Genomic DNA, 25279 nt, shown 5'->3' with positions numbered 1-25279 from the left:
TCGGGCCCTGGGCCTACAGTCCCAGCGCCCGGATCGTCTGCCGATTGCACACGCTGCGCGGATCGACGAACGCGTCGTGCCCCTCCTCGGGCACGACGATCAGTTCGGCGGACTGACCGCGCGCGCATACCGCGCTGACGTAGCGGCGGCTGAGCTCCACCGGAATGGCGGTGTCGCGGTCGCCGTGGATGACCACGACGTGCGCGTCGAACGGATCCTGCTCCATGGGAGACGCGGCCCGATAGCGCTGCGCGGCCTGTGCGTAGGGACGGCCGATCAACGCCTGCACCGACTCCCGGCCTGCCTGTCCCGCGGCGACGAGATCCAGGGCCGCCGACTGGGCGACGACGGTGGTGATGCGGGTGTTCGCGGTCCGTGCCCGCAGCTGCGCGGTGGCCCACACCGCAAGCTGACCACCGGCCGAATGTCCCACGACCGCAACCGAATTCCAGTCGACGCGGTCGGCGACGGCTGCGGGTAGGGCGTCCCGGACCGGCCCGTCGAGCGCATTGATCGCGGCGACGACGTCACGGCCGGTGTGCGGCCATCCTCCGCCGTCCTCCCCCACGCGCCGGTACTCGATGTTCCAGACCAACGCGCCACGTTCGCCGTACTGCCGGGCGATCGCCGACTCGATGGTCAGCGAGAACTCGGTGGTCCAATAGCCGCCGTGGATCAGCACGATCGGCCGCATCGTGGCGGGGAGATCGGCCTCCTCGGCAGCGTGATAGATGTGCCCGAACTGCGAGTTCTCCTCGCCGTAGGCGATCGCGGTCCGGTGCACCGCACAGCGCCTCATCGGTCCCGCCGATCGCGTCTCATCGGGTCCACCGATCGGTGAGGACGCCGAGCGCGCCGAGGGCGACCGACGCGGCCGTCGAGGTCCGCAACACCTCCGGCCCCAGGATCACCGAGTGCGCGCCGAGCGCGGTGAGGTCGGCGATCTCGCTGTCGTCGAGACCGCCCTCGGGCCCGACCACCAGCATGATCTCGCGTGCCTGCCTCAGCGGCAGGGTTCGCAGCGACACCGCAGCGGCCTCGTGCAGTACCGCGACCACACCACCGGCGGCGATCACCTCGGCGGCGTGGGCGCGCACGTCGATCGTGGAGGCGAGGTCGGTGACCTCCGGAATCCACGGGCGCCGACTCTGTTTGGCGGCCGCGGAGGCCGCGGCCCGCCATTTGGCAACACCCTTGTCGGCCTTGCCCGCCCAGCGGGCGACGCACCGTGCCGATTGCCACGGCACGATCCGGTCGACACCGGCCTCGGTGGCGAGGTCGACGGCCAGCTCCGAGCGCTCGGATTTCGGCAACGCCTGCACCAGGGTCACCGACGGCCGCGGCCGGTCGGTGAACACGAACCGGTGGGCGAGCGCCGACAGCGCATCCTTGCCCTCGACCGCGATCACCTCGCAGGTGGCGACCGACCCGGCGCCGTCACCGAGCAGCAGGGACTCCCCCGGCCGCAGCCGAGCCACGGTCACCGCGTGGCGGCCTTCCGGCCCGGAGAGCAGGGTGGTGGTGCCGGCCGGCGGGACCTCGTCGACCCAGAACAGGGGCGGGCTCACGTCCGGCCGATCAGCGTCCCGCGAAGGCGTTGCGCAGCCGGGAGAACAACCCACCCGGAGCTGCTGCCGCCGAGGTCGTGACCAGGTCGATGGAATCGTCGGAGGCCTCGCGGAAGGCTTTCAGTGCCTCGGTCTGCTGGGCGGTCAACTTGGCCGGAACCGCGACGTCGAGATGGACGTGGAGGGTGCCGCGGGCACCCGTGTTCACATGCGGCATGCCCTGGCCACGCAGTTTGACGACCTGCCCGGGCTGGGTCCCCGGCTCGATGGTGACGGTCGCGAGATCGCCGAGGATCGTCGGGACCTCGAAGCTGCCGCCGAGCGCGGCGTCGGCGATCGGTACCCGCAGCGTGCAATGCAGGTCGTCCTTGTCGCGGATGAACACCTCGTGCGGGCGTTCGCTGACCTCGACGTAGAGATCTCCGGCCGGTCCGCCGCCCGGACCCACCTCACCTTGGCCGGCCAACCGGACCCGCATGCCGCTCTCGATGCCTGCCGGGATGCGCACGGTCATCGTGCGGCGCGAACGCACCCGTCCCTGGCCGCCGCACTTGTGGCACGGATCGGGGATGATCTCGCCGGTGCCGTGGCAGGTGGGGCATTCGCGCACCGTCATGACCTGGCCGAGCAGAGAACGCTGGACCGCCTGGATCTCGCCGGCACCCTTACAGGTGTCGCAGCTGATCGGCTTGGAGTCGCCGTTGGTTCCCGACCCGTGACACACATCGCAGAGGATCGCGGTGTCGACGGTGATTTCCTTGTTCACCCCGGAGGCGCACTCCTCCAGGTCGAGCTCGACGGCGACGAGGGCGGGCTCACCGGGCTGCACGCGCGAGCGCGGCCCGCGGCTACCACCGAAAGTACTGCCGAACCCACCGCCGGAGCCGAAGAACGCCTCGAACACGTCGCCGAGGCCGCCGCCGCCGAAATTTCCGCCGAATCCACCTGCCCCCGGACCGCCGAGCGGATCGCCGCCGGCGTCGACGATGCGTCGTTTCTCCGGGTCGCTGAGCACCTCGTAGGCGGTCGTGACCTCCTTGAAGCGCTCCTCTTCTCCTGGGTTGACGTCGGGATGCAATTTGCGGGCCATCTGGCGGTAGGCCCGCTTGATCTCCTGGTCGGTCGCGCCCTTGGCGACGCCCAGGATTCCGTAGTAGTCAGTTGCCACGGTTGTCTCGGTCCTTCGTTCTCACAGCTCACGTATGGCTCCGGGGATACCCTCACGGAGCCGGTGCATCGGTTACCTCACCGAACGCGACGCCGGCCGCGTCCATTTCCTCTCGACCGGCTCTGCGCCGCCTTCAGGTCAGCGCTCGGCGAGCACCTCGCCCACATACTTGGCAACGGCTGCCACCGACGCGATGGTTCCCGGGTAGTCCATGCGGGTGGGCCCGACGACCCCGACCCCGCCGAACACGGTGCCCGAAGCACCGTACCCCGTCGACACGACCGAGGTGCCACGCAGGTTCTCGGTCTGCGTCTCCTCCCCGATCTGCACCGTCACCCGGCCCATCCGCTGACTCGTCGCCAGCAGCTTCAGGACGACGACCTGCTCCTCGAGAGCTTCGAGGACCGAATCCATCCCGCCGTTGACGGGGGCGAAATCGGCGGCCGCACGTGCGAGATTCGACGTGCCGGTCACCACCACCCGGTCCTCGCCCCGTTCGACGAGGGTCTCGACCAACACGGTCGCGACGTTCACGGTCGCGTCCCGCAGATCGGCCGGTGCGTTGTTGGCCAATTCGGCCACCGACGCCGACGCCTCCTCGAGTCGCTTGCCGTGCAGCGCTGCGGAGAACATGTCCCGCAGCCGGACGAACTCGTCCTCGTCGAGGTCTTGGGAGAGCGCGACCATGCGCTGTTCTACGCGACCGGTGTCGGTGATCACGATCAGCAGCAGCCGCGACGGCGACACGGTGATCACCTCGAGGTGACGCACCGTCGCGGTGGACAGCACCGGATACTGGATGACCGCGACCTGACGGGTGAGCTGAGCCAGCAGCCGCACCGACCGGCGCAGCACGTCGTCGAGATCGACCCCCGAATCGAGTACCGAGAGGATCGCGCGACGCTCGGCCGACGACAGCGGTTTGACCTCGCTGATGCGGTCGACGAACATCCGGTACCCCTTGTCGGTGGGGATTCGTCCCGAACTCGTGTGGGGTTGCGCGATGTAACCCTCGGCCTCGAGTACCGCCATGTCATTGCGAACCGTGGCACTGGAGACGCCGAGCTGATGCCGTTCGACGAGTGCCTTGGAACCGATCGGTTCCTGCGTGGAAACGAAGTCGGTGACGATGGCACGAAGAATCTCGAACCGCCGATCATCGGTGGTCGACACAGGCCAGACCTCCTCTCGAACCCGCCCTCTGCCCTACAGTAGGTGGGTTCATTCTACGAAACACCGCCCACGAAGTACGGGTGCACGTGTTCGACCGGCGAGGCGCCGACGATCTCCGCCGCCCCGGCGAACGCCGCCCACGACAGGAAGGTCGCGATGATCTTCAAAGGCGTCCGGGAGGGCAAACCGTATCCCGACCACGCGTTGACCCATCGCGGATGGGCCAAGATCCCGCCTCGGCAGTTCCGTCTCGACGAGCTGATCACGGTGACCACGGTGCTGGCCCTGGACAAGTTGCTCAGCGAGGATTCCACGTTCTACGGGGATCTGTTCTCCCACGTGGTGCGCTACGAGGGGAACCTCTACCTCGAGGACGGTCTGCACCGGGCGGTCCGATCGGCGCTGCGTAACCGCACGGTCATCCACGCCCGGATGCTCGACCTCGACGCGCTCGATCTGCGGCCCGGGGCGCCGCCGCTCGACGAGCAACTCGGCACCGAGACCGACGAACTCCCCGCCGTCGGGGCCGCGCCGCCCGGGGAGTCCCCGGCCGGCGGGGTGCACCGACGCGCCGCCCGCAGTACCGGCTGGACCCCGCCACCGCAGCGCTGGTGAACCCGACGCCGGCCGGTCGCGCCCTCAGGCGTCCATGGTCTTCTCGGTCGGCAGGTCGTAGACCGGACAATCGGCCACACCGATCGTCTCCCGGGTGATCGCCTCGACCGCCTTCTGGGTGGCCTCGGCGTCGGTGACCCAATTGCGATAGAAATCGAACGGGCACTCCGCGATTCCCTTGTCACCATCCCCACCGGCATACACCCCGGTATAACCCCGGTGCAGCAGCTTGAACAGATGATTCTGCGACTGATCATTGGCCCGCGCATCCCGAATCGTCGACAACGACAACTGCGCGTACTGCACCCCGTAATCCTCCTCACCACACTCACCCAGGGTGCGCCCGTCGAAACCGATGATCGCGCTGTGCCCGAAATATGAGTACACACCATCGAATCCGGTCGCATTCGCCACCGCCACATAACAATTGTTCGCCCACGCCATCGCCTTGGCCATCAACACCTGCTGATCCTTGGCCGGATACATGTAGCCCTGCGGCCGCACGATCAACTCGGCCCCCTTCATCGCGCAATCACGCCAGATCTCCGGATAATTACCGTCATCGCAGATGATCAACGACACCTTGAGACCCTTCGGCCCATCGGTCACATACGTCTGCTCCCCCGGATACCAGCCCTCGATCGGAGTCCAGGGCAAGATCTTGCGATACTTCTGCACGATCTCCCCCGCATCATTGATCAACACCAGCGTGTTGTACGGCGGCTTGTTCGGATGATCCTCATGCCGCTCCCCGGTCAACGAGAACACCCCCCACGTCCGGGCCTGACGACACGCCGCGGCAAAGATGTCGGTCTCCTCCCCGGGAATCACCGCCGCCGTGTCGAACATCTCCGCGTTGTCATACATGATGCCCATCGTCGAATACTCCGGGAACACAACCAGATCCATCCCCGGCAAACCCGCCTTCATCCCCACCACCATCTCGGCGATCCGACGGGCGTTGTCGAGGACCTCGGCCTTGGTGTGCAGCCTGGGCATCTTGTAGTTGACCACTGCCACCCCCACGGTGTCCGGACTCGATGAGATATCGCCATGTCGCATGAAACGCCTCCTGAGAATGGCCGGGCATCCACACCGCCCAGCGAGTTATTGCTTCCGTATGGAAGTGATACCACGGCGATCCCCCCTCGCGCTCCGCGAAGTCCCGAGATTTATGGTTTCATTCAGAATCATTACGTGACGCTCACACGAGGAGGGCCGATGTCGGGCTACCTGGCACGCAAGGTCGACGACCTCAATTCGGGTCAGCAACTCACCCCCGGCCACAACCGGGCCTTCCGGATGGGGAGGGCGTCCTCGCCCGCACAGCTCTCATCGGCGCTGCGCTCGGCGATCATCGGCCAGGACGCAGCCATCGATGCGGTGGTCCGCGCCCTGACCATCGCGGCCGCCGGGATCGGTGACCCACGCCGTCCGATCGCGTCGCTGCTGTTCGTCGGGCCGACCGGTGTCGGCAAGACCGAACTGGCCCGCCGCCTGGCCGCGGAGATCACCGGCGACGCCGACATACTCTGCCGGATCGACATGAACACCCTGGCCCAGGAGCACTACGCCGCCTCCCTGTCCGGGGCACCCCCGGGCTATTCGGGGGCGAAGGAACAGCTCACCCTCTTCGATCGGGAACTGGTGGAGGGCAACATGTCTCGACCCGGCATCGTCCTGTTCGACGAGGTGGAGAAGGCACACACGACGGTGCTGCGTTCGTTGCTGCAGATCCTCGATTCGGGAACACTGCGCCTGGCCGCGGGCAACTCGACGATCGACTTCCGCAACGCCATTGTCCTGCTCACCTCCAACCTCGGCTCGGCCGAGATCGCCGCCCATCATCGGGCCCGGTCACGGGGATGGCGCGCGCGGCTGCCGATGCGGGGCTCCCGCCGGCGCGACGCGGGCTCCGACGCCGTGGACCGAGCCGTCGAGGAGTTCTTCGATCCCGAGCTGTACAACCGGTTCGACGAGATCGTGCGGTTCGATCCCCTCGGCCCACAGGTCGCCGCAGCGATCCTCGACGTCGAATTACGCAGACTGACAGCACAATTGGCCGCCCGGCAGATTCAGTGGGAACCCGACGACCCGCTCCGCGCACATCTCGCCGACGTCGGTTTCGATCCGGTCTACGGGGCGCGTGACCTCGCGCGCACCCTCCGGATGCACCTGCACGCACCGCTCGCCGAGGCGATCGTCGGCTGGGACCGCGAGCCCGGAACCACACTGCACATACGCACGTCGGTGGACTCCGGAAAGATCCGCGTCGCAATCGAACCCGTCGGCACCGAACACCTCAGTACTGGACCCCTCAGCGAGACGACGCACCCGGCCCCGGCGAACGGTCAGGCGTGATGAATCCGGTCGACGACGTCGAGATCGAGCGCACCGGCGCTGGCCAGGTAGATGTCCTGGTCAACACGATTGTCGGCCAGACGGAGGGTTCCGCGGGTGGCATCCATGACGAGTCCGTCGGCGGCGGCCTGTACCTGCGAGACCGCCAGCGAACCCGCCCGGTCGGCGAGCGCTGCGAGCAGGGTGATCGCCTCGTAACAGGATTGGCCGATGCTGTTGAGCACCGGCGCCGTGTCCCCGAGGACGCGGTGGTAGCGGCCGGCGAAATCGGCGGTCGCCGCGGTGACCAGCGAGTCGAAATAGCCCGCGGCCGCATACATGTTCGCCGTGGCCGCCGCACCCATGGCGAATACCTGGTTCTCCTCGAGAATCGGGCTGAAGCGCACCATGGCGGTGTCGAGTCCGTGACGGGCGAACCCGCGGCCGAACCGCACCGCGTCGTCGCCGATCAGCAGAACCAGCACGGCGTCGCAGTCGGTCGTCTCCAGCCATCGCAGGGTCGGCTCGAAATCGCGCGTTCCGAGCGGGACAAAGGTCGAACCGCGGTGGGCCATCCCGGATCCCGCCAGATACGCGACGGCGTGGCTCGCGAGCTGACGCGGCCAGATGTAGTCGTTGCCGACCACGCACCAGCGTTCGGCACTGCGGTTGCGGCGCAACCAGTCCAATGCCGGCAACACCTGCGACGACGGCGACTCCCCGATCATGAACAGGCCCGGTGTGCGAAACTCACCTTCGTGCAGAGCCGCGTACACGTAGGGCAGCTGACCACCGACGAGGCGCAGGATCTCCTTGCGCACCGCCGAGATGTGCCAGCCGGCGATCGCGTCGATTCGCCCCGTCCGCCACAGCTGCGCCACCTCCTGGGCGACCTGCGCGGGTGCGCGGCCGCCGTCGATGACGACCAGCTCCACGGGCCGGCCGAGAATCCCGTCGGCAGAGTGCAATTCGGCGAGGGCGAGTTCCCCGCACGCCTCGCACGACGGCCCGAAGATGCCCGCGATCCCCTGGACCGGAACGACGTAGGCGATCCGCACGGTGCGCCGTGCGGAGTCGGTGCCAACGGCAATGGGGCGGACTGTCATGGGTACCTCGTGCGATGGGTTGTCCGGTGAGTCGCCAGGCTACCCCGGACGCCGGGTCCCGGCGCGACGACCACGGCACCGCCACTGACCCACTGCTGCTGCAACTGCTGCGCGCCGCACACCGGGTCGAGTCACAGTTGTCGGCCGACCTCGCCGAACTGGGGGTGTCACCCGAACAGTGGCGTCTGCTCTCGGTGCTCGCCACCGAGGACGGCCGGACCATGTCGGAGCTGTCACGCCTGGCCGTTCTACCACCGGCGAGCACCACACGCGGGGTCGACCGGCTGGTGACACTGGGCCTGACCTATCGGCGTGCCGATCCGGTCGACCGGCGGCGGGTCGTCGTGCACCTGAGCGCCCGTGGCCGACGTCGCATCGCTGCCGTCCAACGCGCCGAGGCGGCCGTCGAAAGCGACGTCGCCGACGCACTCGGCGCACGCGGCTACGTCGGCATGATCGAGGCGCTCGGCCGGATCGGGACCTGATCGCCCGGCAGGCTCAGCCGTCCTCGCCCGCGATCAGGATGTCGCGCACCACGGCATCGGCGAGCAGGCGGCCGCGGTCGGTGAGGACCCACCCATCCCCGGCCGGACGGAGCAATTCACGTGCGACGAGTTCCTCGGCGCACGACGCCTCCGCCCCGGTGAGGAGGCCGCGGCGTAAACCGCTGCGGCACCGGGCCGTCAGCATCACCGATTCGACGTGACGGTCAGCGGTGGTGAGCACCTCGTGCGTGGCCACCGGCAGGGTGCCGTCGGCCAGGGTGCTCGCATAACGCGCCGGGTGTTTGACGTTGGACCACCGCACGCCGTGCACATGCGAGTGCGCGCCGGGCCCGATTCCCCACCAGTCGTGGCTGTACCAGTAGGCCAGATTGTGACGACATTCCGCGGCAGTCGATCGCGCCCAATTGGACACCTCGTACCACTCGAAACCGTTGCCGCCCAGGCGTTCATCGATTCGCCGGTAGCGGGAGGCGAGCACGTCGTCGTCGGGCGCGGGCAGTTCGCCGCGGCGGACCCGCCGTGCCAGCGCGGTGCCGTCCTCGACGATCAGCGCATACGCCGACACGTGATCGACCGGGGTGGCCAGTACCGCATCGAGGCTCGCGTCGAGATCGGCGTCGGTCTCTCCGGGTGTTCCGTAGATGAGGTCGAGGTTGATGTGGGCGAAGCCGGCGGCGGCCGCCTCGCGGGCCGCGGTGACGGCACGGCCGGGGGTATGTGTGCGGTCGAGGGTGGCCAGCACGTGTGGGGCCGCGGACTGCATCCCGAGCGAGATCCGGGTGAAGCCCGCCTCGAGCAGCCGCGCGAAGAACTCCGGCGAGGTCGACTCCGGATTGGATTCGGTGGTGATCTCGGCGTCGTCGGTGAGATCGAATCGGCTGCGTACGGCATCGAGCAGGCCGGCGAGGCCGTCGCCACCGAGCAACGACGGCGTGCCGCCGCCGACGAAGATCGTCGACACCGGGCGGTCCGGGGTCATCAGGGCCGCGGCGTGGTCGAGTTCGCGGCCCACCGCCTCGAACCACGAATCCGGGGACGCCGACGACCCGAGTTCGCCCGCCGTGTAGGTGTTGAAGTCGCAGTATCCGCACCTCGACGCGCAGAACGGGACGTGCAGGTAGAGCCCCAGCGGAACGCCGGGATCGACGGCCCCGCAGGCGTCGACGACCTCGGCCGGCACGGCGGCGGTGGAAACGGACGTCACCACCCCATGATGCGCGCCCACCCCGCCCGGCCCCGAATCACCAGCCCCACATCGGGGAATACCCACCGCCGCGTGGGCCTTGCTCTCGGTACGCAACCACTTTCGCGACGTCGGGCCCGGCAACGGTGTCGGCATCGCCGCAGGCCACTTTGCCTCACCGTGGTGCAAAGTATTCCCAAGTAGACGCGAGACGGATGGTCGTGGCACTATGGAGCCCGTGAATTTCCCCGGGGTGTGGCTCGCCGCGCGACGCCACGTCGATCTCAAGCGCGTCTGCAGCGCTACCTGTCGTCTCTAGACGACGTTCCGGCCCCGGAGAGTCCCCGCATCTGACGCGGGTATGCCGCCACGTCACAGCCCAGACCGTGCGATCACCGGTGCTCTGTGCGCCGGTACAGGAGAGTTCATGACGTCAACGACGGACCTCACCGAGGCGGGCAACTCCCCCGTCCCCGAGGAGTCCTCCCCAGCCCCCCGCGCCCGTTCGGCACGCGGCGAGTCCGCGACAGCCGGTACGGCGAAGACCGACACCGGCGAGCGTCCGGCTCGCAAGAAGGCCCGCCCGACCAAGCGGCGCGCCGAAGGGCAGTGGAAGCTCGGCTACCGCGAGCCGCTGAACCCCAACGAGCAGGTCAAGAAGGACGACAACCCGCTCAATGTGCGGGCGCGGATCGAGAACATCTACTCCAAGCAGGGTTTCGAGTCGATCGACAAACAGGATCTCCGTGGCCGCATGCGCTGGTGGGGTCTCTACACCCAGCGCGCCGAGGGCTACGACGGCACCTGGACCGGTGACGAGAACATCGACATCCTCGAGGACAGCCACTTCATGATGCGCATCCGTTGCGATGCCGGCGCCCTCAACGTCGAACAGCTGCGCACCCTCGGCCAGATCTCGACCGAGTTCGCCCGCGACACCGCCGATCTCTCCGACCGGGAGAACGTGCAGTACCACTGGATTCGCATCGAGGATGTCCCCACCATCTGGGAGCGCATCGAGGCAGTCGGGCTCAAGACCACCGAGGCCTGTGGTGACTGCCCGCGCATCATCCTCGGATCGCCGTTGGCCGGAGAGGCCGTCGACGAGGTACTCGATCCGACACCGGCCATCGACGAGATCGTGCGCCGCTACATCGGCGACCCGCAGTACTCGAATCTCCCGCGCAAGTTCAAGACCGCGATCTCCGGACTGCAGGACGTCTCGCACGAGACCAACGACATCGCCTTCATCGGCGTCGAGCATCCCGAACACGGTCCGGGACTTGATCTCTGGGTCGGCGGCGGCCTGTCGACGAACCCGATGCTCGCCCAGCGGGTGGGAGCGTGGATCCCGCTCGACGAGGTCCCCGACGTCTGGGAGGGCGTCGTATCGATCTTCCGTGACTACGGCTATCGCCGACTGCGCACCAAGGCACGCCTGAAGTTCCTCATCAAGGACTGGGGCATCGAGAAGTTCCGTCAGGTCCTCGAGGACGAATACCTGCACCGCAAGCTGATCGACGGCCCGGCGCCCACCCCGCTGACCCAGCCGCGCGATCACGTGGGCGTCCAGAAGCTCAAGAACGGACTGAACTCGGTGGGCTTCGCCGCCATCGCGGGCCGGGTGTCGGGCACCAAGCTCACCGCCGTCGCCGAGGCCGCCGAACGCGTCGGCTCCGACCGCATCCGGTTCACCCCGTACCAGAAACTGATCGTGCTCGACGTCCCCGACGACAAGGTGGAGGTGCTCATCGCCGACCTCGCCAAGCAGGGGCTCATCGCCCGCGCGTCGAACTGGCGTCGGAACCTGATGGCGTGCAGCGGGATCGAGTTCTGCAAGCTGTCGTTCGTCGAGACCCGCAAGCGGTCGCAGGTGTTGGTGCCCGAACTCGAGGAGCGTCTGGCCGACATCAACTCCCAACTCGACGTCCCGATCACCGTGAACATCAACGGCTGCCCCAACTCCTGCGCCCGGTCGCAGATCGCCGACATCGGCTTCAAGGGACAGCTCGTCGAGGACGGCGAGGGCGGACAGACCGAGGGATTCCAGGTCCACCTCGGTGGCAGCCTCGGCCAGGACGCCGCATTCGGTCGCAAGCTGCGCCAGCACAAGGTGACCTCCACCGAGCTCGGCGACTACATCGACCGCGTCGTCCGCAACTTCATCGACCAACGCCAGGACGGAGAACGGTTCGCGCAGTGGGCCGTTCGTGCCGACGAGGAGGCACTCCGATGACCATCTCCACCGCACCGACCACCGGGCGGCGCTTCAGCGAGGACGAGCTACGCGCGATCGCCGAGCAGGGTGCCGCCGATCTGGGAACCGAGGCCACCCCCGAGGAACTGTTCGCCTGGACCGCCCGGACCTTCGGTGACAACTTCGTCGTCGCCTCCAACATGCAGGACGCGGCACTGGTCGATCTGGCCGTCAAGCACATCGACCGCGACCTCCTCGGCGGGGATCCGGTCAAGGTCCTGTTCCTCGACACCGGCTATCACTTCGCCGAGACGATCGGCACCCGCGACGCCGTGGAACAGGTGTACGGCGTCGACATGATCAATCTGACCCCCGAGCACACCGTCGCCGAGCAGGACGAGCTGTTGGGGCGCAACCTGTTCGCCCGCGATCCCGGCGAATGCTGCCGCCTGCGCAAGGTGGTGCCGCTCAAGTTGGGTCTGCACGCCTATGACGCCTGGGTGACCGGCATCCGTCGGGTGGAGGCCCCCACCCGCGCCAATGCGCCGCTGATCTCGTTCGACGAGGGCTTCGGGCTGGTGAAGATCAATCCGATCGCCGCATGGTCCGACGAGCAGATGCAGTCCTATATCGACGCTCACGGCGTACTCGTGAATCCTCTTGTCGACGAAGGCTATCCGTCGATCGGCTGCGCCCCGTGCACGGCCAAACCCGAACCCGGATCCGATCCGCGCAGCGGCCGCTGGGCCGGCCGCGCCAAGACAGAATGTGGGCTGCACGCATGACCATCACCGATCCCGTCGCCAGCGCCGACCGCGAGGTGGACAGCAGCGACGACTTCACCACCCTCGACGCCCTCGAGTCCGAGGCGATCCACATCTTCCGTGAGGTCGCAGGCGAATTCGAACGTCCGGTGATCTTGTTCTCCGGCGGCAAGGACTCCACTGTTCTGCTGCATGTGGCCCTCAAGGCGTTCTGGCCTGCGCCGCTTCCGTTCTCGCTGCTGCATGTCGACACCGGGCACAACCTGCCCGAGGTCCTCGAGTTCCGCGACCAGGTGGTGGCCCGCCACGACCTGCGGCTGCATGTGGCCAAGGTGGAGGATTACCTCGCCGACGGTCGGCTCACCGAGCGTCCCGACGGGGTGCGCAACCCGCTGCAGACGATCCCGTTGCTCGACGCGATCACCGAGAACCGCTTCGACGCGGTGTTCGGCGGCGGGCGCCGGGACGAGGAACGTTCACGCGCCAAGGAGCGGATCTTCTCGCTGCGCAACGCCTTCGGCCAGTGGGATCCCAAACGTCAGCGCCCGGAGCTGTGGAACCTGTACAACGGTCGCCACGCCCCCGGGGAGCACGTCCGGGTGTTCCCCCTGTCGAACTGGACCGAGCTCGACGTGTGGCGCTACATCGCCCGCGAGCAGGTGCTGCTGCCGTCGATCTACTACGCCCACGAGCGCGACGTGTTCGAGCGCGACGGCATGTGGATGACCCCCGGCGTCTGGGGTGGGCCGCGCGACGGCGAAGAGCTCCAACGTCTTTCGGTGCGTTACCGCACCGTCGGCGACGGTTCGTCGACCGGTGCGGTGCTGTCCGAGGCCGCCGACAACGAGGCCGTCCTGGCCGAGGTCGCCGCATCGCGACTCACCGAGCGTGGTGCCACCCGCGGTGACGACCGCGTGTCGGAGGCGGCCATGGAAGACCGTAAACGCGAAGGATACTTCTGATGGCCAACAACACTCTCGGACACGTCCCCGACCTGCTGCGCATCGCGACCGCCGGTAGCGTCGACGACGGCAAGTCGACCCTGGTCGGCCGGTTGCTCTACGACACCAAATCGGTGCTCGCCGACCAGATCGACGCGGTCACCCGCGCCTCGGTCGATCGCGGACTGGCCGGACCGGACCTGTCGCTGCTCGTCGACGGCCTGCGCGCCGAGCGCGAGCAGGGCATCACCATCGACGTCGCCTACCGCTACTTCGCCACGCCCGCACGCTCATTCGTGCTCGCCGACACCCCCGGCCACGTGCAGTACACACGCAACACCGTGTCGGGTGCCTCCACCGCGCAGCTGGTGATGCTGCTCGTCGACGCCCGCAACGGCGTGGTCTCCCAGACCCGTCGGCACGCGGCGGTGATGGCCCTGCTCGGTGTTCCGCAGCTGGTGCTCGCGGTCAACAAGATCGACCTCGTCGAGGATGCGGCCACCGTGTTCGCCGAGATCTCCGACGAATTCCGCTCCCTGACGCGCACCCTGGGCTGGTCCGACGAGCAGGTCACCGCGATCCCGGTGTCGGCGCTGCACGGCGACAACATCGCCACCCGGTCGCAGAACACGCCGTTCTACGACGGCCCGACGCTCATCGAGCATCTCGAGACGGTCCCGAATGGGACCGACGCAGCGAGCGGTTCGGATCGGTCGGAGGTGGGTCTGCGGTTCCCGGTGCAGTACGTGATCCGGCCGCGCACACCGGAATACCCGGATTACCGCGGGTATGCCGGGCAGATCGCCGCCGGGCGGGTCTCCGTCGGTGACGAGGTCGTCGTGTCACCGTCCGGGGTCCGCACGACCGTCACCCAGATCGACACCGCGGACGGTCAATTGGCGACCGCGCACACCGGTCGCAGTGTCACCCTTCTGCTCGCCGACGACGTCGACATCTCCCGTGGTGACCTCATCGCCTCGGCCGTCGATGCGCCGGAGCCGATCCAGCAGTTCTCCGCGACGGTGTGCTGGCTGGCCGACAAACCTCTGCGCCCGGGTGCCCGTCTGCTGCTCAAGCACGGCACCAAGACCACCCAGGCCATCGTCGGCACCCTCGACGTGCTGTTCGACGAGCAGAACCTGGCGTTGACCGATGCACCGGACTCGTTGGAGCTCAATCACATCGGCCGCATCACCGTGCAGACCGCCGAGCCGATTCCGGCCGACGACTACCAGGTGAACCGGGAGTCGGGCAGCTTCTTGCTGATCGACCCGCAGGGCGGCAACACGCTGGCTGCCGGGCTGGTCGGTGACGCCCTGGGGTCCCTGCACCTCCAAGAGTTGGTGTGAGCGCGAGTCTTCTGCTCGTCGCGCACGGCAGCCGGGACCCCCGGTTCGCCGACACGGCCCGCCGTGTGCGGCACGCCGTCGCCCGTCGTCTCCCGGGTACGGAGGTGCGCCTGTCGTTCCTCGATCTCGACGAGCCGCTGGTCGCCGACGAGCTGGCGGAACTGCGTGGGCGGGTGGTCGTGGTGCCGCTGTTGCTGGCTCCCGGCTATCACAGCGACATCGATCTGCCCGAGATCGTTGCCGCGACACGGGCGCCCGGCGATGTGGTGATCACCAGCGTGATCGGCACGACCTCGTTGTCGGCGGCGTTGGCCGATCGTCTCGAGCAGGCCGGACTCGCCGACTCCGACGGTCTGCTGGTCACGGCCGTCGGTTCGACGAATCCCGCTGCCGCGCTGGTGGTCCGCCGGCGTGCCGTCGAGCTGTCGACGCGGCTGCACCGCCCGGTCGATGTGGTCTTCGCGACCCGGCTCGGTACCAGTGAGATCGCCCTGCGCACCGCGATCCGGCGCCTGCGTGGCGCCGGGGCCGAGCGCATCGCCCTCAGCCCCTACTTCTTGTCCGCAGGCCTGTTGACCGAGCGCGTCGAGACCGCACTGGACCGGCTGGCGCCGGGCGCCCTGGTCGCCGGTCCGCTCGGCGCCCATCCGGATGTGATCGAGGCGATCGCCGACCGCTATACGACGGCGGTGGCGGGCTCCCCTCTCGACGGTCTGACCGCCGATCACTCACGATGACTGCCCGGTCCCGGGACCCGCTCGACTCCGGAAACCCGCACCGCCCCGGGACCGCTCAGCTCTCCGAGAGCGCCGCGACCTTGGTGGCCCGCGCGTAGACGGTCTCGCCGGCCTCCAGATTCAGAGCGTTCTGATCGCCACGGGTGATCTGCGCGGCGAACTCCTCACCCGAGGCCACGGCCACGAGTTCCACCCGGGTTTCGAATCCCAGGTTCACCACCCGCTGCACCGTGGCCTTGAGGACCCCGGTGTCCAGGGTCGGGTCCGCAGACGGCCACGCCATCTCCGGGGTACGCCCGATCCGGATGTCGTGCGGGCGTACCAGTTCGCCGTTGAGTCGCACGGTCGAACCGAGAAACGATGCGACGAACGGGTTGACCGGTCGGTCGTAGAGATCGTCGGGCGCACCGACCTGTTCGATACGGCCCTTGTTGAGCACGGCGATCCGGTCGGAGACGTCGAGCGCCTCCTGCTGGTCGTGGGTCACCAACACCGTGGTCACGTGGACCTCTTCGTGCAGACGGCGCAACCACTTTCGCAGGTCTTCGCGCACCTTGGCGTCGAGTGCGCCGAACGGCTCGTCGAGGAGCAGCACCTTGGGATCGACGGCCAGGGCGCGGGCCAGGGCCATGCGCTGGCGCTGGCCGCCGGACAACTGCGCGGGAAACCGCCGCTGGAACACGGTGAGCCCGACGACCTCGAGCAACTCGTCGACCTTGGCGTCCACCTCGGCCTTGGGCTTCTTGCGGATCTTCAGCCCGAAAGCGATGTTGTCGCGCACGGTGAGGTGTTTGAAGGCCGCGTAGTGCTGGAACACGAATCCGATGTCACGCTTCTGCGGTGACTTCTTGGACACGTCGTTGCCGTTGATGATCACGGTGCCCGAGTCGAGGGTGTCCAGGCCCGCGATCGCCCGCAGCAGTGTCGATTTGCCCGACCCCGACGGGCCGAGCAGCGAGGTCAACTGACCGTCGGGGATGTCGATCGAGACGTCGTCGAGAGCCGCGAAGTCGCCGTAGCGCTTGTTCGCTCCGATCACCGAGATGGACATGTCACACGCCTTTCTCACGGGCAGAGGCATTTCGGGGGGCCGAACCGTGTGGCGCGGCGTCGTGGTGGACATGCTCGGTGACCACCTGATGGGCGTCGATCGACTCCGGACCGTGCGGCACGGTCAGCTGGGTCTCGACAACCGCGTCCGGCGAGGCCGGGCCGCCGGCACCGGTGCCACTGGCGTCGGCGACACGGGATTTCGCGCGGCGCTCGATCAGCGACATCAGCACCAGCACCACGATCGCGACGAACATCAACAGCGTGGCCGCCGCGTACGCACCGAACTCGTTGTAGTCATCGGTGTAGCGCGAGTTGACCAACAGCGTCAGCGTCTGGGAGATACCCGGATAGTTCGACGACACCATGGTCACGGCGCCGTACTCGCCGAGCGCGCGGGCCACCGTGAGCACCACACCGTAGGTCAGACCCCACCGGATGGCGGGCAGGGTGATCCGCCAGAACACCTGCCACGCATTGGCTCCCAGGGTTGCCGCGGCCTCTTCCTGCTCGGTACCGATCTCCCGCAGCACCGGCTCGACCTCGCGCGCGACGAACGGCAGCGTGACGAACAGGGTGGCCAGCACCAATCCCGGGAACCCGAAGATCACCCGGAAGCCGAGACTCTCGACGCCGCCGAACCACCCGCCGTACCCCCACAACAGGATCAGTGCGACGCCGGCGACGACCGGGGACACCGCGAACGGCAGATCCACCACGGCCTGCAGGACGCCCTTGCCCGGGAATCGCCCGCGCGCCAACGCAAGTGCGGTCAGCACACCGAAGACCACGTTCAGCGGCACGACGATCACCACGATCAGCAGGCTCAGCTGCAACGCCGAGATCGCCGCCGGTGTGGTGATCCATTCCCAGAACTGCACGATGCCGTGTTCGAAGGAGCGATAGAAGATGGTGCCGACCGGCACGATCAACAGGATGAACAGATAGATCAGCGCGATCGCGCGCAGCCCGTATCGGGTCAGGGGTGACACTTTCATCGGTCGGCGTCCTCCCGGGTGGACTGCCGCCGGCCCGCGATGCGCAGGATCAGCAGTGTCACGAAGGCGATGAGCAACAGCACCACCGAGATCGCCGCGGCGCTGACCGGCGAATCGATCTCGATCTGTTGCTGGATGTACTGCGAGGCGACCTGGGTGTCGCCGGGGATGTTGCCGCCGATGAGGACCACCGAACCGAATTCCCCGATCGCGCGGGTGAAGGCCAGCCCCGCCCCGGTCAGGATCGACGGCAGCAGCGCCGGCAGCACGATCTTGCGGAACGTCGTCCAGTTGCGCGCACCGAGAACCGCGGCGGCCTCCTCGACGTCGACGTCGAGTTCGAGCAGCACCGGCTGCACCTGTCGCACGACGAACGGCAGTGTGACGAACGTCAGGGCGATCACCAGCGCCGGTTTGGTGGCGTTGAGCTGGATGTCGATGGGGCTGTTGGGGCCGTAGAGCGACAGCAGCACCAGGCTGGCCACGATGGTCGGCAGGGCGAACGGCAGATCGATGATCGCGTTGACGAATCCCTTGCCGGGGAACTCATCCCGGACCAACACCCAGGCGATGATGGTCCCGAAGACGACGTTGATCAGCGCCGCGAACACCGAGACGAGCACGGTGATCCACAAGGCGTCGAGTGCGGCGGGCGCGGTGACCGCATCCCAGAACCCGCTCCAGCCGTCGTCGAAGGACTGCACGGTGATCGCCGCCAGCGGCAGCAGCACGATGACACTGAGCCACAGCCAGGCCAGCCCCACGGTGGCCGGGCTGACCCCGGTGAACGTGCGTGCCCGCCCCAGGAATCCGCCGGGTGGCGCGGCGCCGGGCGGCGGCGCGTCCGCTCCGGGTTCGGTCGTCGAGACGTTCGAGGTCACTGTCTGCCCCCTGCGTCGTAGATCTTGGTGATCGCCCCACTGGTCCCGAAGAGCGCCGAGTCGACGGCCTTCCACCCGGTGAGGTCCACGCCGTCGTTCTTCGCGGCGGTCCCGGCACCGAGAACCTTGCCCAGTTCTTTGATCGTCCACAGCTTCTCGATGGCTCCCGGGAACAGGTCGCGGGTCTGCTCGGCGATCGCGGGCGCGACCGGCCGGAAGCCCTGTTGAGCCCAGATCCGTTGTGCCTCATCGGTGAACAGGAATCCGACGAATGCGCGGGCGCCGGCGAGGTCGGAGGTCGTATTGACGATCGCGACCGGGTTCTCGATCTTGAACGTCTGCGGCGGAATGAGGTACTCGACCTGGTTGCGTGGACTCGCGGTGGCGTTGGCCCGGTCGAGCATGATCGCCTCGTTCTCGTAGCTGATCAGCACATCACCCTGCCCCTGCTCGAAGGCCGTGGTGGCCTCGCGACCCGATTTGGGGACCACGCGCACATGGTCACGGACGAGCTGGGCGACATAGTCGAGGCCGGCCTGGGAGTTGCGGCCACCGTCGCTCATCGCCGCGTACGGCGCGAGCAGATTCCATTTGGCCGATCCCGAGCTACCGGGGTTCGGGGTCACCACCTGCACGCCGGGCTTGAGCAGGTCGTTCCAGTTGTGGATGTTCTTCGGGTTGCCCTTGCGCACCACGAGCGCCACCACCGACCCGAAGGGGATGCTGTTGTATGGGAATTGGGTCTTCCAGTCCTTGTCCACCAGACCGGCCTTGACCAGCCGGGTGATGTCGGGCTCGACGGAGAGGTTCACGACGTCGGCGGGCACGCGGCGCGCGACCTTGCGGGACTGGTCCCCGGAGGCGCCATAGGAGGCCGAGAAGCCGATGTCGGCGCCTGCGGGGGTCGCGCGGAAGGCCGGGATGATGTGGTCGAACCCCGATTTCGGCGTTGCGTACGCCACCAGATCGAGGTGCCGGCTGCCGCTGGAGATGTCGACACCGTCGGGTTCGTCGGTGGAACCGCCGGCGCACCCGGAGATCAGGACCATCGCGAGCGCCAGCAGACACACCAGCACCGGTGCGCTGCGTCGCGTGACGGCGGCAGCACTGCTGGGCACGCTGGTCCCAGGCACGTTACTCACTGACACGTTCCTCCGTGACTGAGGTCGCCATGACTGGACATGACGGGCTGGACATGACGGGCTGGGCATGAATCGCGCTCGCCGGGCAACGAAGACGCACCACATCGGTGGGTCTGTACCGTCCGGCGGACCGACTCACGCTAGCAACGCCGACACGGGCGGGCCGCACGTCACACACCGCCTCTTTACACCGTCGGGCGACGATGCTATCGAGTCAGGAGCCAGGCCAGCAGGACCAGAACGATGAGCGCCAGCAACGCCCAGGTCACACGTGAACGAATCACCGACTACAAACCCTTCCTGTCGTCATCGGCGAACCGACGACGATCGATCACCGACATCACGGCGTTTACCAGTGCGTTCAACGCGATGGCCACGACGATCGCGCATGGCACCAACACCACGAGGGTGACCAGGAGCTGCGGAACGAAGGCCAGGCCGGTCAGCCATTCCTCCACCCCGTCCCACCAGGCGAGTAGCCCCTTCACCAGTGATCACCTCATCCGCCGCCGGTCGTCCCGGGGTTTTGATCAGCGTGATTCGAACTCTCGGATCGTGCGATCCGGACTCGCTCGGCGCCGGCCCCGGGCCGGACGCCATCATATGCCCCGACCCGACCCACTCAGTCCGGCGCGTCCAGCCGCCAGGGTTCGTAGGCGCGCGGGTCGTCGATCGGCTCCAGGTGAATCGTCACCCGGAGGTGGTCGAGAGTCGCGTGCAACTCGTCCTCCACGGCCTCGACGAGGTCGTGGCCGCGATCGATCGTCCACTCCCCCGGCACGAGCATGTGGAGCTGGACGAAGCGCTCGTGCCCGGCCTCTCGAGTGCGGATGTCGTGGAAATCGACCTTCTCCGAACGGAATCGGTCCAGGACGCCGGAGATCTTCACCAGGTCGGCGGCCGGAAGCGCCGCATCGAGCAGACCGTCACCGGATCGCCACACCAGGCGACCACCGACGAACACGATGTTGATTGCGACCAGGATCGCCACGATCGAATCCAACGGTTGCCATCCGGTCACCATGACCAGGAACACACCGACGACCACCCCGACCGTCGTCCACACGTCGGTCAGCAGATGTTTGCCGTCGGCCTCCAGCGTCATCGATCGGTACCGTTTGCCCGCCCGCAGCAACAGCACCGCGACGGCACCGTTGAGGACCGTGGCGACCACCGAGATCACCAGGCCCAGCCCCACCGAGTCGAGTTCGGCCGGGTGCGCGAGTCGCTCGGCGGCCGCGACCACGATCGCCACGGCGGCCGCGATGATGAGCACACCCTCGAACACCGCCGAGAAGTACTCGGCCTTGGAATGGCCGAAGTTGTGCTCCGCATCGGCCGGACGCGCCACGACCCGTAGCGCGAGGAATGCCGCGACCGCCGCCGCCAGATTGACCAGCGACTCCAGGGCATCCGACAGCAGTCCGACCGACCCGCTGACCCGCCAGGCGAGCAGCTTCATGATGATCACCACGATCGCGGTGACGATACTGAGCAGCGCGTAGCGCGTCAGATCCCCGCGCGCCATGGGTTCACGCGTCCTCGGTGACCAACCCGCGCCGTCGCATCAGCGGCCCGATCTCGGGCTTGTGCCCGATCAACTTCTCATGCGACACAAGCGGATCCACACTGTTGCCGCGAGACAGCGTCGACGCGGCAAAGCGGGTGCCGTTCTCCCGACGCAAACCACCCTCGGCGAGGAACCAGCGTTCGGTCTCGGCGTCGAGCACCTCCGACCAGATGTAGGAGTAATAGCCGGCCGAGTAACCACCGCCGAAGATGTGATTGAAGTAGGCGCTGCGGTAGCGGGGTGGGATCAGGTCGGTTCCGATACCCGCCGCACGCAATGCATCGGTCTCGAATGCCTCGACGTCGGTGACTGCCTCGGCGTCGGCGACCGACAGTCGGTGCCAGGCCAGATCGAGCGCCGATGCGGCGAGATACTCGATGGTGCCGTGGGCGGTGTCGGCGCCGGCGTTGGCCCGTGCGGCGTCGGCGAGTTCGGCGGGGATCGGCTCCCCCGTCTCGTGGTGGCGCGCATAGTGGGCGAGGACGTCGGGGTGCAGCGCCCACATCTCGTTGACCTGTGAGGGGAATTCGACGAAGTCCCGCGGCACCGACGTCCCCGACTGCGACGGGTATGCGACGGCCGAGAGCAGGCCGTGCAGGGCGTGGCCGAACTCGTGGAACAGCGTGGTCAGCTGATCGATGCTCAGCAGAGCGGGTTGTCCCGCATCGGGTTTGGGGATGTTCAGCACGTTGACGATGACGGGTTGGGTCGCGAGCAGAGACGACTGATCGACGATGTTGTTCATCCACGCCCCGCCCCGCTTGGACGGCCGCGCGAAATAGTCGCCCAGGAACAGTCCGATGCTGCCGCCGGACTCGTCGAAGACCTCCCAGATGCGCACATCGGGGTGGTAGGCGCGCAGATCCGGGCGCTCGGTGAAGCTCAATCCGTAGAGGACGCCGGCCGCGTAGAACACGCCGCGCGTGATCACGGTGTCGAGTTCGCAATAGTCGGCGAACGCGTCGAGGTCCACCTCGGATCGTGAACGACGTTGCCGCGCAAGCCAGTAGGTGAGATCTGCGGCACCGATCCGGACGGCCGGGTCGGTGCTGCGTGCGAACTCGGTCAGCGCGGCGATCTCCCGCTCGCCCGCAGCCGTCGCCGAGCCGATCAACTCGGTGAGCAACTCCTCCACGGCCGCGGCATCGGGCGCGGTCTGCTCGGCGATCACATAGTCGGCGTGATCCCGATAGCCGAGCAGTTGTGCGCGCCGGGCCCGCAGCACGACGATCTCGCGCAGCAACTCCCGTGTGTCGAACTCGTTGTCGCGCGCGCAGCGGGAGATCGAGGCGTCGCAGACCCGCCGGCGGGTCTGCGCGTCGGACAGTTCGGTCAGCACCGACTGACTCGTGGGCAGTTCCAGGCTGATCAGGTAGCCGGACTCGTGACCCGCCTCGGCCGCGGCACGCCGCGCCGAGGTGATCTGGCCGGCACCGAGTCCGTCGAGCTCGGAGACATCGTCGACGAGCAGCGCCGAGGCGTTGGTGTCATCGAGGATCTTCTGCGAGAACGTGGTCGTCAGAAACGCCAGGCGCGAAGAGATCTCACGCATCTGGGCCTGCCCGGACGCATCGAGACCCGCACCCGCGCGCACGGCATCGCGGTAGCTCTTGTCGAGGAGGCGGCGTTGCGGCTCGGTGAGCCCGAGCTCGTCGGCGCGACCGTGCAGCTCCGAGATCCGGGCGAACAGCGCCGGGTTCATCGCGATGGTGTTCGCGTGATCGGTCAGCCGCGTGGACAACTCCTGGGAGATCTCGTTGCGCCGCGGATTGGTGTCAGGGCCGACGAGGTTGAAGAAGACGCCCGCCGCACGGGCCAGATCGCGGCCCGACAACTCGAGCGCCTCAACGGTGTTGGCGAAGGTCGGCGGTTGCGGGTTGTCGGCGATCGCGGCGACCTCGTCGAGGTGGGTGCCCATGGCCTCGGTGAAGGCGGGCAAGAAATCCTCGTCGGAGATCGACGCGAAGTCCGGCAGTCCGTGCGGTAGATCACTCACTGCGAGAACGGGATTCATACTCAGTCCACCGGCGGTCATCATTTCCCCTTCGGCTTGTCGCCCTGCGAATCGGTGGACAGTGCCGCCACGAACGCCTCCTGCGGCACGTCGACCCGCCCGATGGTCTTCATGCGCTTCTTGCCTTCTTTCTGCTTCTCGAGCAGTTTGCGTTTACGGCTGATGTCACCGCCGTAGCATTTGGCCAGCACGTCCTTGCGGATCGCTCGAATGTTCTCGCGCGCAATGATCTTCGACCCGATGGCGGCCTGGATCGGCACCTCGTACTGCTGGCGCGGGATGAGTTCTTTGAGCTTGATCGCCATCTTGTTGCCGTAGGTGTACGCGGCGTCGCGGTGCACGATCGCACTGAAGGCGTCGACCGCCTCGCCCTGCAACAAGATGTCCACCTTGACCAGATCGGCCTCCTGCTCACCGGCCTCCTCGTAATCGAGACTGGCATATCCGCGGGTCCGGGATTTCAGCGAATCGAAGAAGTCGAAGATGATCTCGGCCATCGGCATGGTGTAGCGCATCTCCACCCGGGTCTCCGAGAGGTAGTCCATGCCACCGAGTTCGCCGCGCCGCGACTGGCACAACTCCATGATGGCGCCGATGAACTCGCTCGGCGCGATGATCGTGGTCTTGACGATGGGCTCGAAGATGTTGCGTGCCTTGCCTTCCGGCCAGTCCGATGGGTTGGTGACGATGTGCTCGGCGCCGTCTTCCATCACCACCCGGTAGACCACGTTGGGCGCCGTGGAGATCAGGTCGAGATCGAATTCGCGCTCGAGTCGCTCACGGGTGATCTCCATGTGCAGCAGGCCGAGGAACCCGCAGCGGAACCCGAATCCGAGGGCCACCGAGGTCTCCGGGTCGTAGGTGAGTGCGGCGTCGTTGAGCTGCAGCTTGTCCAGCGCATCGCGCAGCACCGGGTAGTCCGATCCGTCCACCGGATACAGGCCGGAGTAGACCATCGGGCGGGGCTCGCGATATCCGGTGAGCGGCTCACTCGCGCCGTGCCGGGCCGTGGTCACCGTGTCGCCGACCTTGGACTGCCGCACATCCTTCACGCCGGTGATCAGATACCCGACCTCGCCGACGCCGAGCCCCTTGGACGGCTTGGGCTCGGGCGAGACGATGCCGACCTCGAGCAGTTCATGGGTGGCGCCGGTGGACATCATCGCGATCTTCTCGCGCGGCACGATCGCGCCGTCGACCACACGCACGTAGGTGACCACGCCCCGATAGGTGTCGTAGACGGAGTCGAAGATCATCGCGCGCGCCGGTGCGTCCGGGTCACCCTGCGGCGCCGGTACCTGGCGGATCACCTCGTCGAGCAGCGCGGGCACACCCGCACCGGTCTTACCCGAGACACGCAGCACCTCGTCGGCCTCGCACCCGATGATGTGGGCGATCTCCGCGGCATAGCGATCGGGATCGGCCGCGGGCAGGTCGATCTTGTTGAGCACCGGGATGATGGTCAGATCGTTGTCCATCGCGAGGTAGAGATTGGCCAGGGTCTGCGCCTCGATGCCCTGCGCGGCATCGACCAGCAAGACAGCACCCTCACAGGCCTCGAGCGCGCGGGACACCTCGTAGGTGAAGTCGACGTGGCCGGGGGTGTCGATGAGGTGCAGCACGTACCTCTCTTCGGTGCCGTCCGCGCCGGTCACCGTCCACGGCAGCCGCACGTTCTGCGCCTTGATCGTGATGCCGCGTTCGCGCTCGATGTCCATCCGGTCGAGGTACTGCGCCCGCATGTCCCGATCGGAGACCACGCCGGTGAGTTGCAGCATGCGATCGGCGAGGGTGGACTTCCCGTGGTCGATGTGCGCGATGATGCAGAAGTTCCTGATCTGCGCGGGATCGGTGAACGTGGTGTCGGCGAAGGTGGGAATCGGACTACTCCTCGGTGGTAACACGGTGCTGCGTCGTACCAGTTTCTCATGACCTCGCTTGGTCACGACCTCGGTGCGGCCCCGACCCGATCACCCC

Annotated in this window: 23 protein-coding genes; 8 read left to right on the top strand and 15 right to left on the bottom strand. The window is 67.4% G+C overall.

Translation table 11 applies throughout. The annotated features are described in order from the left end of the window. Window positions 1–13 precede the first annotated feature (13 nt). The 4 genes from QNM97_RS07965 to hrcA form a co-directional block, all read right to left on the bottom strand. Window positions 14–784 carry an alpha/beta hydrolase family protein gene (locus QNM97_RS07965; protein WP_283822283.1) on the bottom strand — a complete coding sequence of 257 codons (771 nt, stop codon included), beginning with the start codon at window positions 782–784 and terminating at the stop codon, window positions 14–16. 34 nt (window positions 785–818) lie between these two features. Continuing rightward, complete coding sequence (locus QNM97_RS07960) at window positions 819–1568, bottom strand: 16S rRNA (uracil(1498)-N(3))-methyltransferase (protein WP_283822282.1); 750 nt, start codon at window positions 1566–1568, stop codon at window positions 819–821. 10 nt (window positions 1569–1578) lie between these two features. Continuing rightward, window positions 1579–2736, bottom strand: coding sequence for a molecular chaperone DnaJ (gene dnaJ, locus QNM97_RS07955; protein WP_283822281.1), 1158 nt, complete (start codon window positions 2734–2736; stop codon window positions 1579–1581). Window positions 2737–2874: 138 nt separating this feature from the next. Continuing rightward, a complete protein-coding gene (gene hrcA / locus QNM97_RS07950) occupies window positions 2875–3909 on the bottom strand; it encodes a heat-inducible transcriptional repressor HrcA (protein WP_283822280.1) in 1035 nt (344 codons plus the stop codon). 156 nt (window positions 3910–4065) lie between these two features. Here hrcA and QNM97_RS07945 point away from each other — a divergent pair, with 156 nt between their 5' ends. Beyond that, window positions 4066–4524, top strand: coding sequence for a type II toxin-antitoxin system VapB family antitoxin (locus QNM97_RS07945; protein ID WP_283823136.1), 459 nt, complete (start codon window positions 4066–4068; stop codon window positions 4522–4524). 24 nt (window positions 4525–4548) lie between these two features. Here QNM97_RS07945 and QNM97_RS07940 read toward each other — a convergent pair whose 3' ends face one another. Next, on the bottom strand, window positions 4549–5586 hold the full coding sequence (locus QNM97_RS07940) for an aliphatic amidase (protein ID WP_283822279.1): 1038 nt from the start codon (window positions 5584–5586) through the stop codon (window positions 4549–4551). Between the two features lie 159 nt (window positions 5587–5745). Here QNM97_RS07940 and QNM97_RS07935 point away from each other — a divergent pair, with 159 nt between their 5' ends. Continuing rightward, window positions 5746–6885, top strand: coding sequence for an AAA family ATPase (locus QNM97_RS07935; RefSeq protein WP_283822278.1), 1140 nt, complete (start codon window positions 5746–5748; stop codon window positions 6883–6885). Here QNM97_RS07935 and QNM97_RS07930 read toward each other — a convergent pair. After that, window positions 6876–7970: a substrate-binding domain-containing protein gene (locus QNM97_RS07930; RefSeq protein ID WP_283822277.1), complete on the bottom strand. Its 1095-nt coding sequence runs from the start codon at window positions 7968–7970 to the stop codon at window positions 6876–6878. The two genes, QNM97_RS07935 and QNM97_RS07930, sit on opposite strands and share 10 nt — an antisense overlap. Before the next feature lie 26 nt (window positions 7971–7996). Between QNM97_RS07930 and QNM97_RS07925 the strand changes: the two genes are divergently transcribed. Next, window positions 7997–8455 (top strand): MarR family winged helix-turn-helix transcriptional regulator, encoded by a 459-nt coding sequence (locus QNM97_RS07925; protein ID WP_244332166.1) that lies wholly within the window; start codon window positions 7997–7999, stop codon window positions 8453–8455. Window positions 8456–8468: 13 nt separating this feature from the next. On the opposite strand, the gene hemW is transcribed toward QNM97_RS07925, so the two are convergent. Beyond that, window positions 8469–9815: a radical SAM family heme chaperone HemW gene (gene hemW / locus QNM97_RS07920; protein ID WP_283822276.1), complete on the bottom strand. Its 1347-nt coding sequence runs from the start codon at window positions 9813–9815 to the stop codon at window positions 8469–8471. A 271-nt stretch (window positions 9816–10086) separates the two neighbouring features. Here hemW and QNM97_RS07915 point away from each other — a divergent pair, with 271 nt between their 5' ends. From QNM97_RS07915 to QNM97_RS07895, 5 genes are read left to right on the top strand one after another with little or no spacing between them, the layout of a single operon-like run. Beyond that, entirely contained in the window at window positions 10087–11895 is a 1809-nt protein-coding gene (locus QNM97_RS07915) for a nitrite/sulfite reductase (RefSeq protein WP_283822275.1), read from the top strand. After that, window positions 11892–12641 (top strand): phosphoadenylyl-sulfate reductase, encoded by a 750-nt coding sequence (locus tag QNM97_RS07910; protein WP_283822274.1) that lies wholly within the window; start codon window positions 11892–11894, stop codon window positions 12639–12641. The genes QNM97_RS07915 and QNM97_RS07910 overlap by 4 nt, the downstream gene beginning before the upstream one ends. Beyond that, window positions 12638–13582, top strand: a complete 945-nt coding sequence (gene cysD, locus QNM97_RS07905) for a sulfate adenylyltransferase subunit CysD (protein ID WP_244332168.1) — start codon at window positions 12638–12640, stop codon at window positions 13580–13582. The genes QNM97_RS07910 and cysD overlap by 4 nt, the downstream gene beginning before the upstream one ends. After that, entirely contained in the window at window positions 13582–14910 is a 1329-nt protein-coding gene (locus tag QNM97_RS07900) for a sulfate adenylyltransferase subunit 1 (protein ID WP_283822273.1), read from the top strand. The genes cysD and QNM97_RS07900 overlap by 1 nt, the downstream gene beginning before the upstream one ends. Then, window positions 14907–15647 (top strand): sirohydrochlorin chelatase, encoded by a 741-nt coding sequence (locus QNM97_RS07895; RefSeq protein ID WP_283822272.1) that lies wholly within the window; start codon window positions 14907–14909, stop codon window positions 15645–15647. Before QNM97_RS07900 ends, QNM97_RS07895 begins: the two co-directional genes overlap by 4 nt. Window positions 15648–15702: 55 nt before the next feature. Here QNM97_RS07895 and QNM97_RS07890 read toward each other — a convergent pair whose 3' ends face one another. The 8 genes from QNM97_RS07890 to lepA all read right to left on the bottom strand — a co-directional run bounded on the left by QNM97_RS07890 (window position 15703) and on the right by lepA (window position 25248). Further along, window positions 15703–16698, bottom strand: coding sequence for a sulfate/molybdate ABC transporter ATP-binding protein (locus QNM97_RS07890; RefSeq protein ID WP_283822271.1), 996 nt, complete (start codon window positions 16696–16698; stop codon window positions 15703–15705). 1 nt (window position 16699) lies between these two features. Next, window positions 16700–17695, bottom strand: a complete 996-nt coding sequence (gene cysW, locus QNM97_RS07885; protein ID WP_283822270.1) for a sulfate ABC transporter permease subunit CysW — start codon at window positions 17693–17695, stop codon at window positions 16700–16702. Beyond that, window positions 17692–18576, bottom strand: coding sequence for a sulfate ABC transporter permease subunit CysT (gene cysT, locus QNM97_RS07880; protein ID WP_208791744.1), 885 nt, complete (start codon window positions 18574–18576; stop codon window positions 17692–17694). Before cysT ends, cysW begins: the two co-directional genes overlap by 4 nt. After that, window positions 18573–19625: a sulfate ABC transporter substrate-binding protein gene (locus QNM97_RS07875; RefSeq protein WP_283823135.1), complete on the bottom strand. Its 1053-nt coding sequence runs from the start codon at window positions 19623–19625 to the stop codon at window positions 18573–18575. Before QNM97_RS07875 ends, cysT begins: the two co-directional genes overlap by 4 nt. A 380-nt stretch (window positions 19626–20005) precedes the next feature. Next, window positions 20006–20206 carry a hypothetical protein gene (locus QNM97_RS07870; protein ID WP_208791745.1) on the bottom strand — a complete coding sequence of 67 codons (201 nt, stop codon included), beginning with the start codon at window positions 20204–20206 and terminating at the stop codon, window positions 20006–20008. A gap of 134 nt (window positions 20207–20340) precedes the next feature. Further along, entirely contained in the window at window positions 20341–21246 is a 906-nt protein-coding gene (locus QNM97_RS07865; RefSeq protein ID WP_283822269.1) for a cation diffusion facilitator family transporter, read from the bottom strand. Between the two features lie 4 nt (window positions 21247–21250). Further along, complete coding sequence (locus QNM97_RS07860; RefSeq protein ID WP_502875005.1) at window positions 21251–23326, bottom strand: M3 family metallopeptidase; 2076 nt, start codon at window positions 23324–23326, stop codon at window positions 21251–21253. Further along, window positions 23323–25248, bottom strand: coding sequence for a translation elongation factor 4 (lepA, locus tag QNM97_RS07855; RefSeq protein WP_502875004.1), 1926 nt, complete (start codon window positions 25246–25248; stop codon window positions 23323–23325). Before lepA ends, QNM97_RS07860 begins: the two co-directional genes overlap by 4 nt. Window positions 25249–25279 lie beyond the last annotated feature (31 nt).

This window comes from Gordonia sp. L191, assembly GCF_030077625.1.
In the GTDB taxonomy this organism is placed as follows: Bacteria; Actinomycetota; Actinomycetes; order Mycobacteriales; family Mycobacteriaceae; genus Gordonia; species Gordonia polyisoprenivorans_A.
The sequence above is the reverse complement of the archived record's forward strand: the minus strand, read 5'-3'. Positions and strand labels throughout refer to the sequence as shown.

What these genes read in the sequence shown, in the direction of transcription:
- QNM97_RS07945 (WP_283823136.1), top strand. Translation starts at nt 4,066, where the DNA reads ATGATCTTCAAAGGCGTCCGGGAGGGCAAACCGTATCCCGACCACGCG.
- QNM97_RS07940 (WP_283822279.1), bottom strand. Translation starts at nt 5,586, where the DNA reads ATGCGACATGGCGATATCTCATCGAGTCCGGACACCGTGGGGGTGGCA.
- QNM97_RS07930 (WP_283822277.1), bottom strand. Translation starts at nt 7,970, where the DNA reads ATGACAGTCCGCCCCATTGCCGTTGGCACCGACTCCGCACGGCGCACC.
- QNM97_RS07900 (WP_283822273.1), top strand. Translation starts at nt 13,582, where the DNA reads ATGGCCAACAACACTCTCGGACACGTCCCCGACCTGCTGCGCATCGCG.
- cysD (WP_244332168.1), top strand. Translation starts at nt 12,638, where the DNA reads ATGACCATCACCGATCCCGTCGCCAGCGCCGACCGCGAGGTGGACAGC.
- QNM97_RS07910 (WP_283822274.1), top strand. Translation starts at nt 11,892, where the DNA reads ATGACCATCTCCACCGCACCGACCACCGGGCGGCGCTTCAGCGAGGAC.
- QNM97_RS07890 (WP_283822271.1), bottom strand. Translation starts at nt 16,698, where the DNA reads ATGTCCATCTCGGTGATCGGAGCGAACAAGCGCTACGGCGACTTCGCG.
- QNM97_RS07875 (WP_283823135.1), bottom strand. Translation starts at nt 19,625, where the DNA reads ATGGTCCTGATCTCCGGGTGCGCCGGCGGTTCCACCGACGAACCCGAC.
- QNM97_RS07860 (WP_502875005.1), bottom strand. Translation starts at nt 23,326, where the DNA reads ATGATGACCGCCGGTGGACTGAGTATGAATCCCGTTCTCGCAGTGAGT.
- QNM97_RS07935 (WP_283822278.1), top strand. Translation starts at nt 5,746, where the DNA reads ATGTCGGGCTACCTGGCACGCAAGGTCGACGACCTCAATTCGGGTCAG.
- cysW (WP_283822270.1), bottom strand. Translation starts at nt 17,695, where the DNA reads ATGAAAGTGTCACCCCTGACCCGATACGGGCTGCGCGCGATCGCGCTG.
- QNM97_RS07915 (WP_283822275.1), top strand. Translation starts at nt 10,087, where the DNA reads ATGACGTCAACGACGGACCTCACCGAGGCGGGCAACTCCCCCGTCCCC.
- QNM97_RS07865 (WP_283822269.1), bottom strand. Translation starts at nt 21,246, where the DNA reads ATGGCGCGCGGGGATCTGACGCGCTACGCGCTGCTCAGTATCGTCACC.
- hemW (WP_283822276.1), bottom strand. Translation starts at nt 9,815, where the DNA reads ATGCCGACACCGTTGCCGGGCCCGACGTCGCGAAAGTGGTTGCGTACC.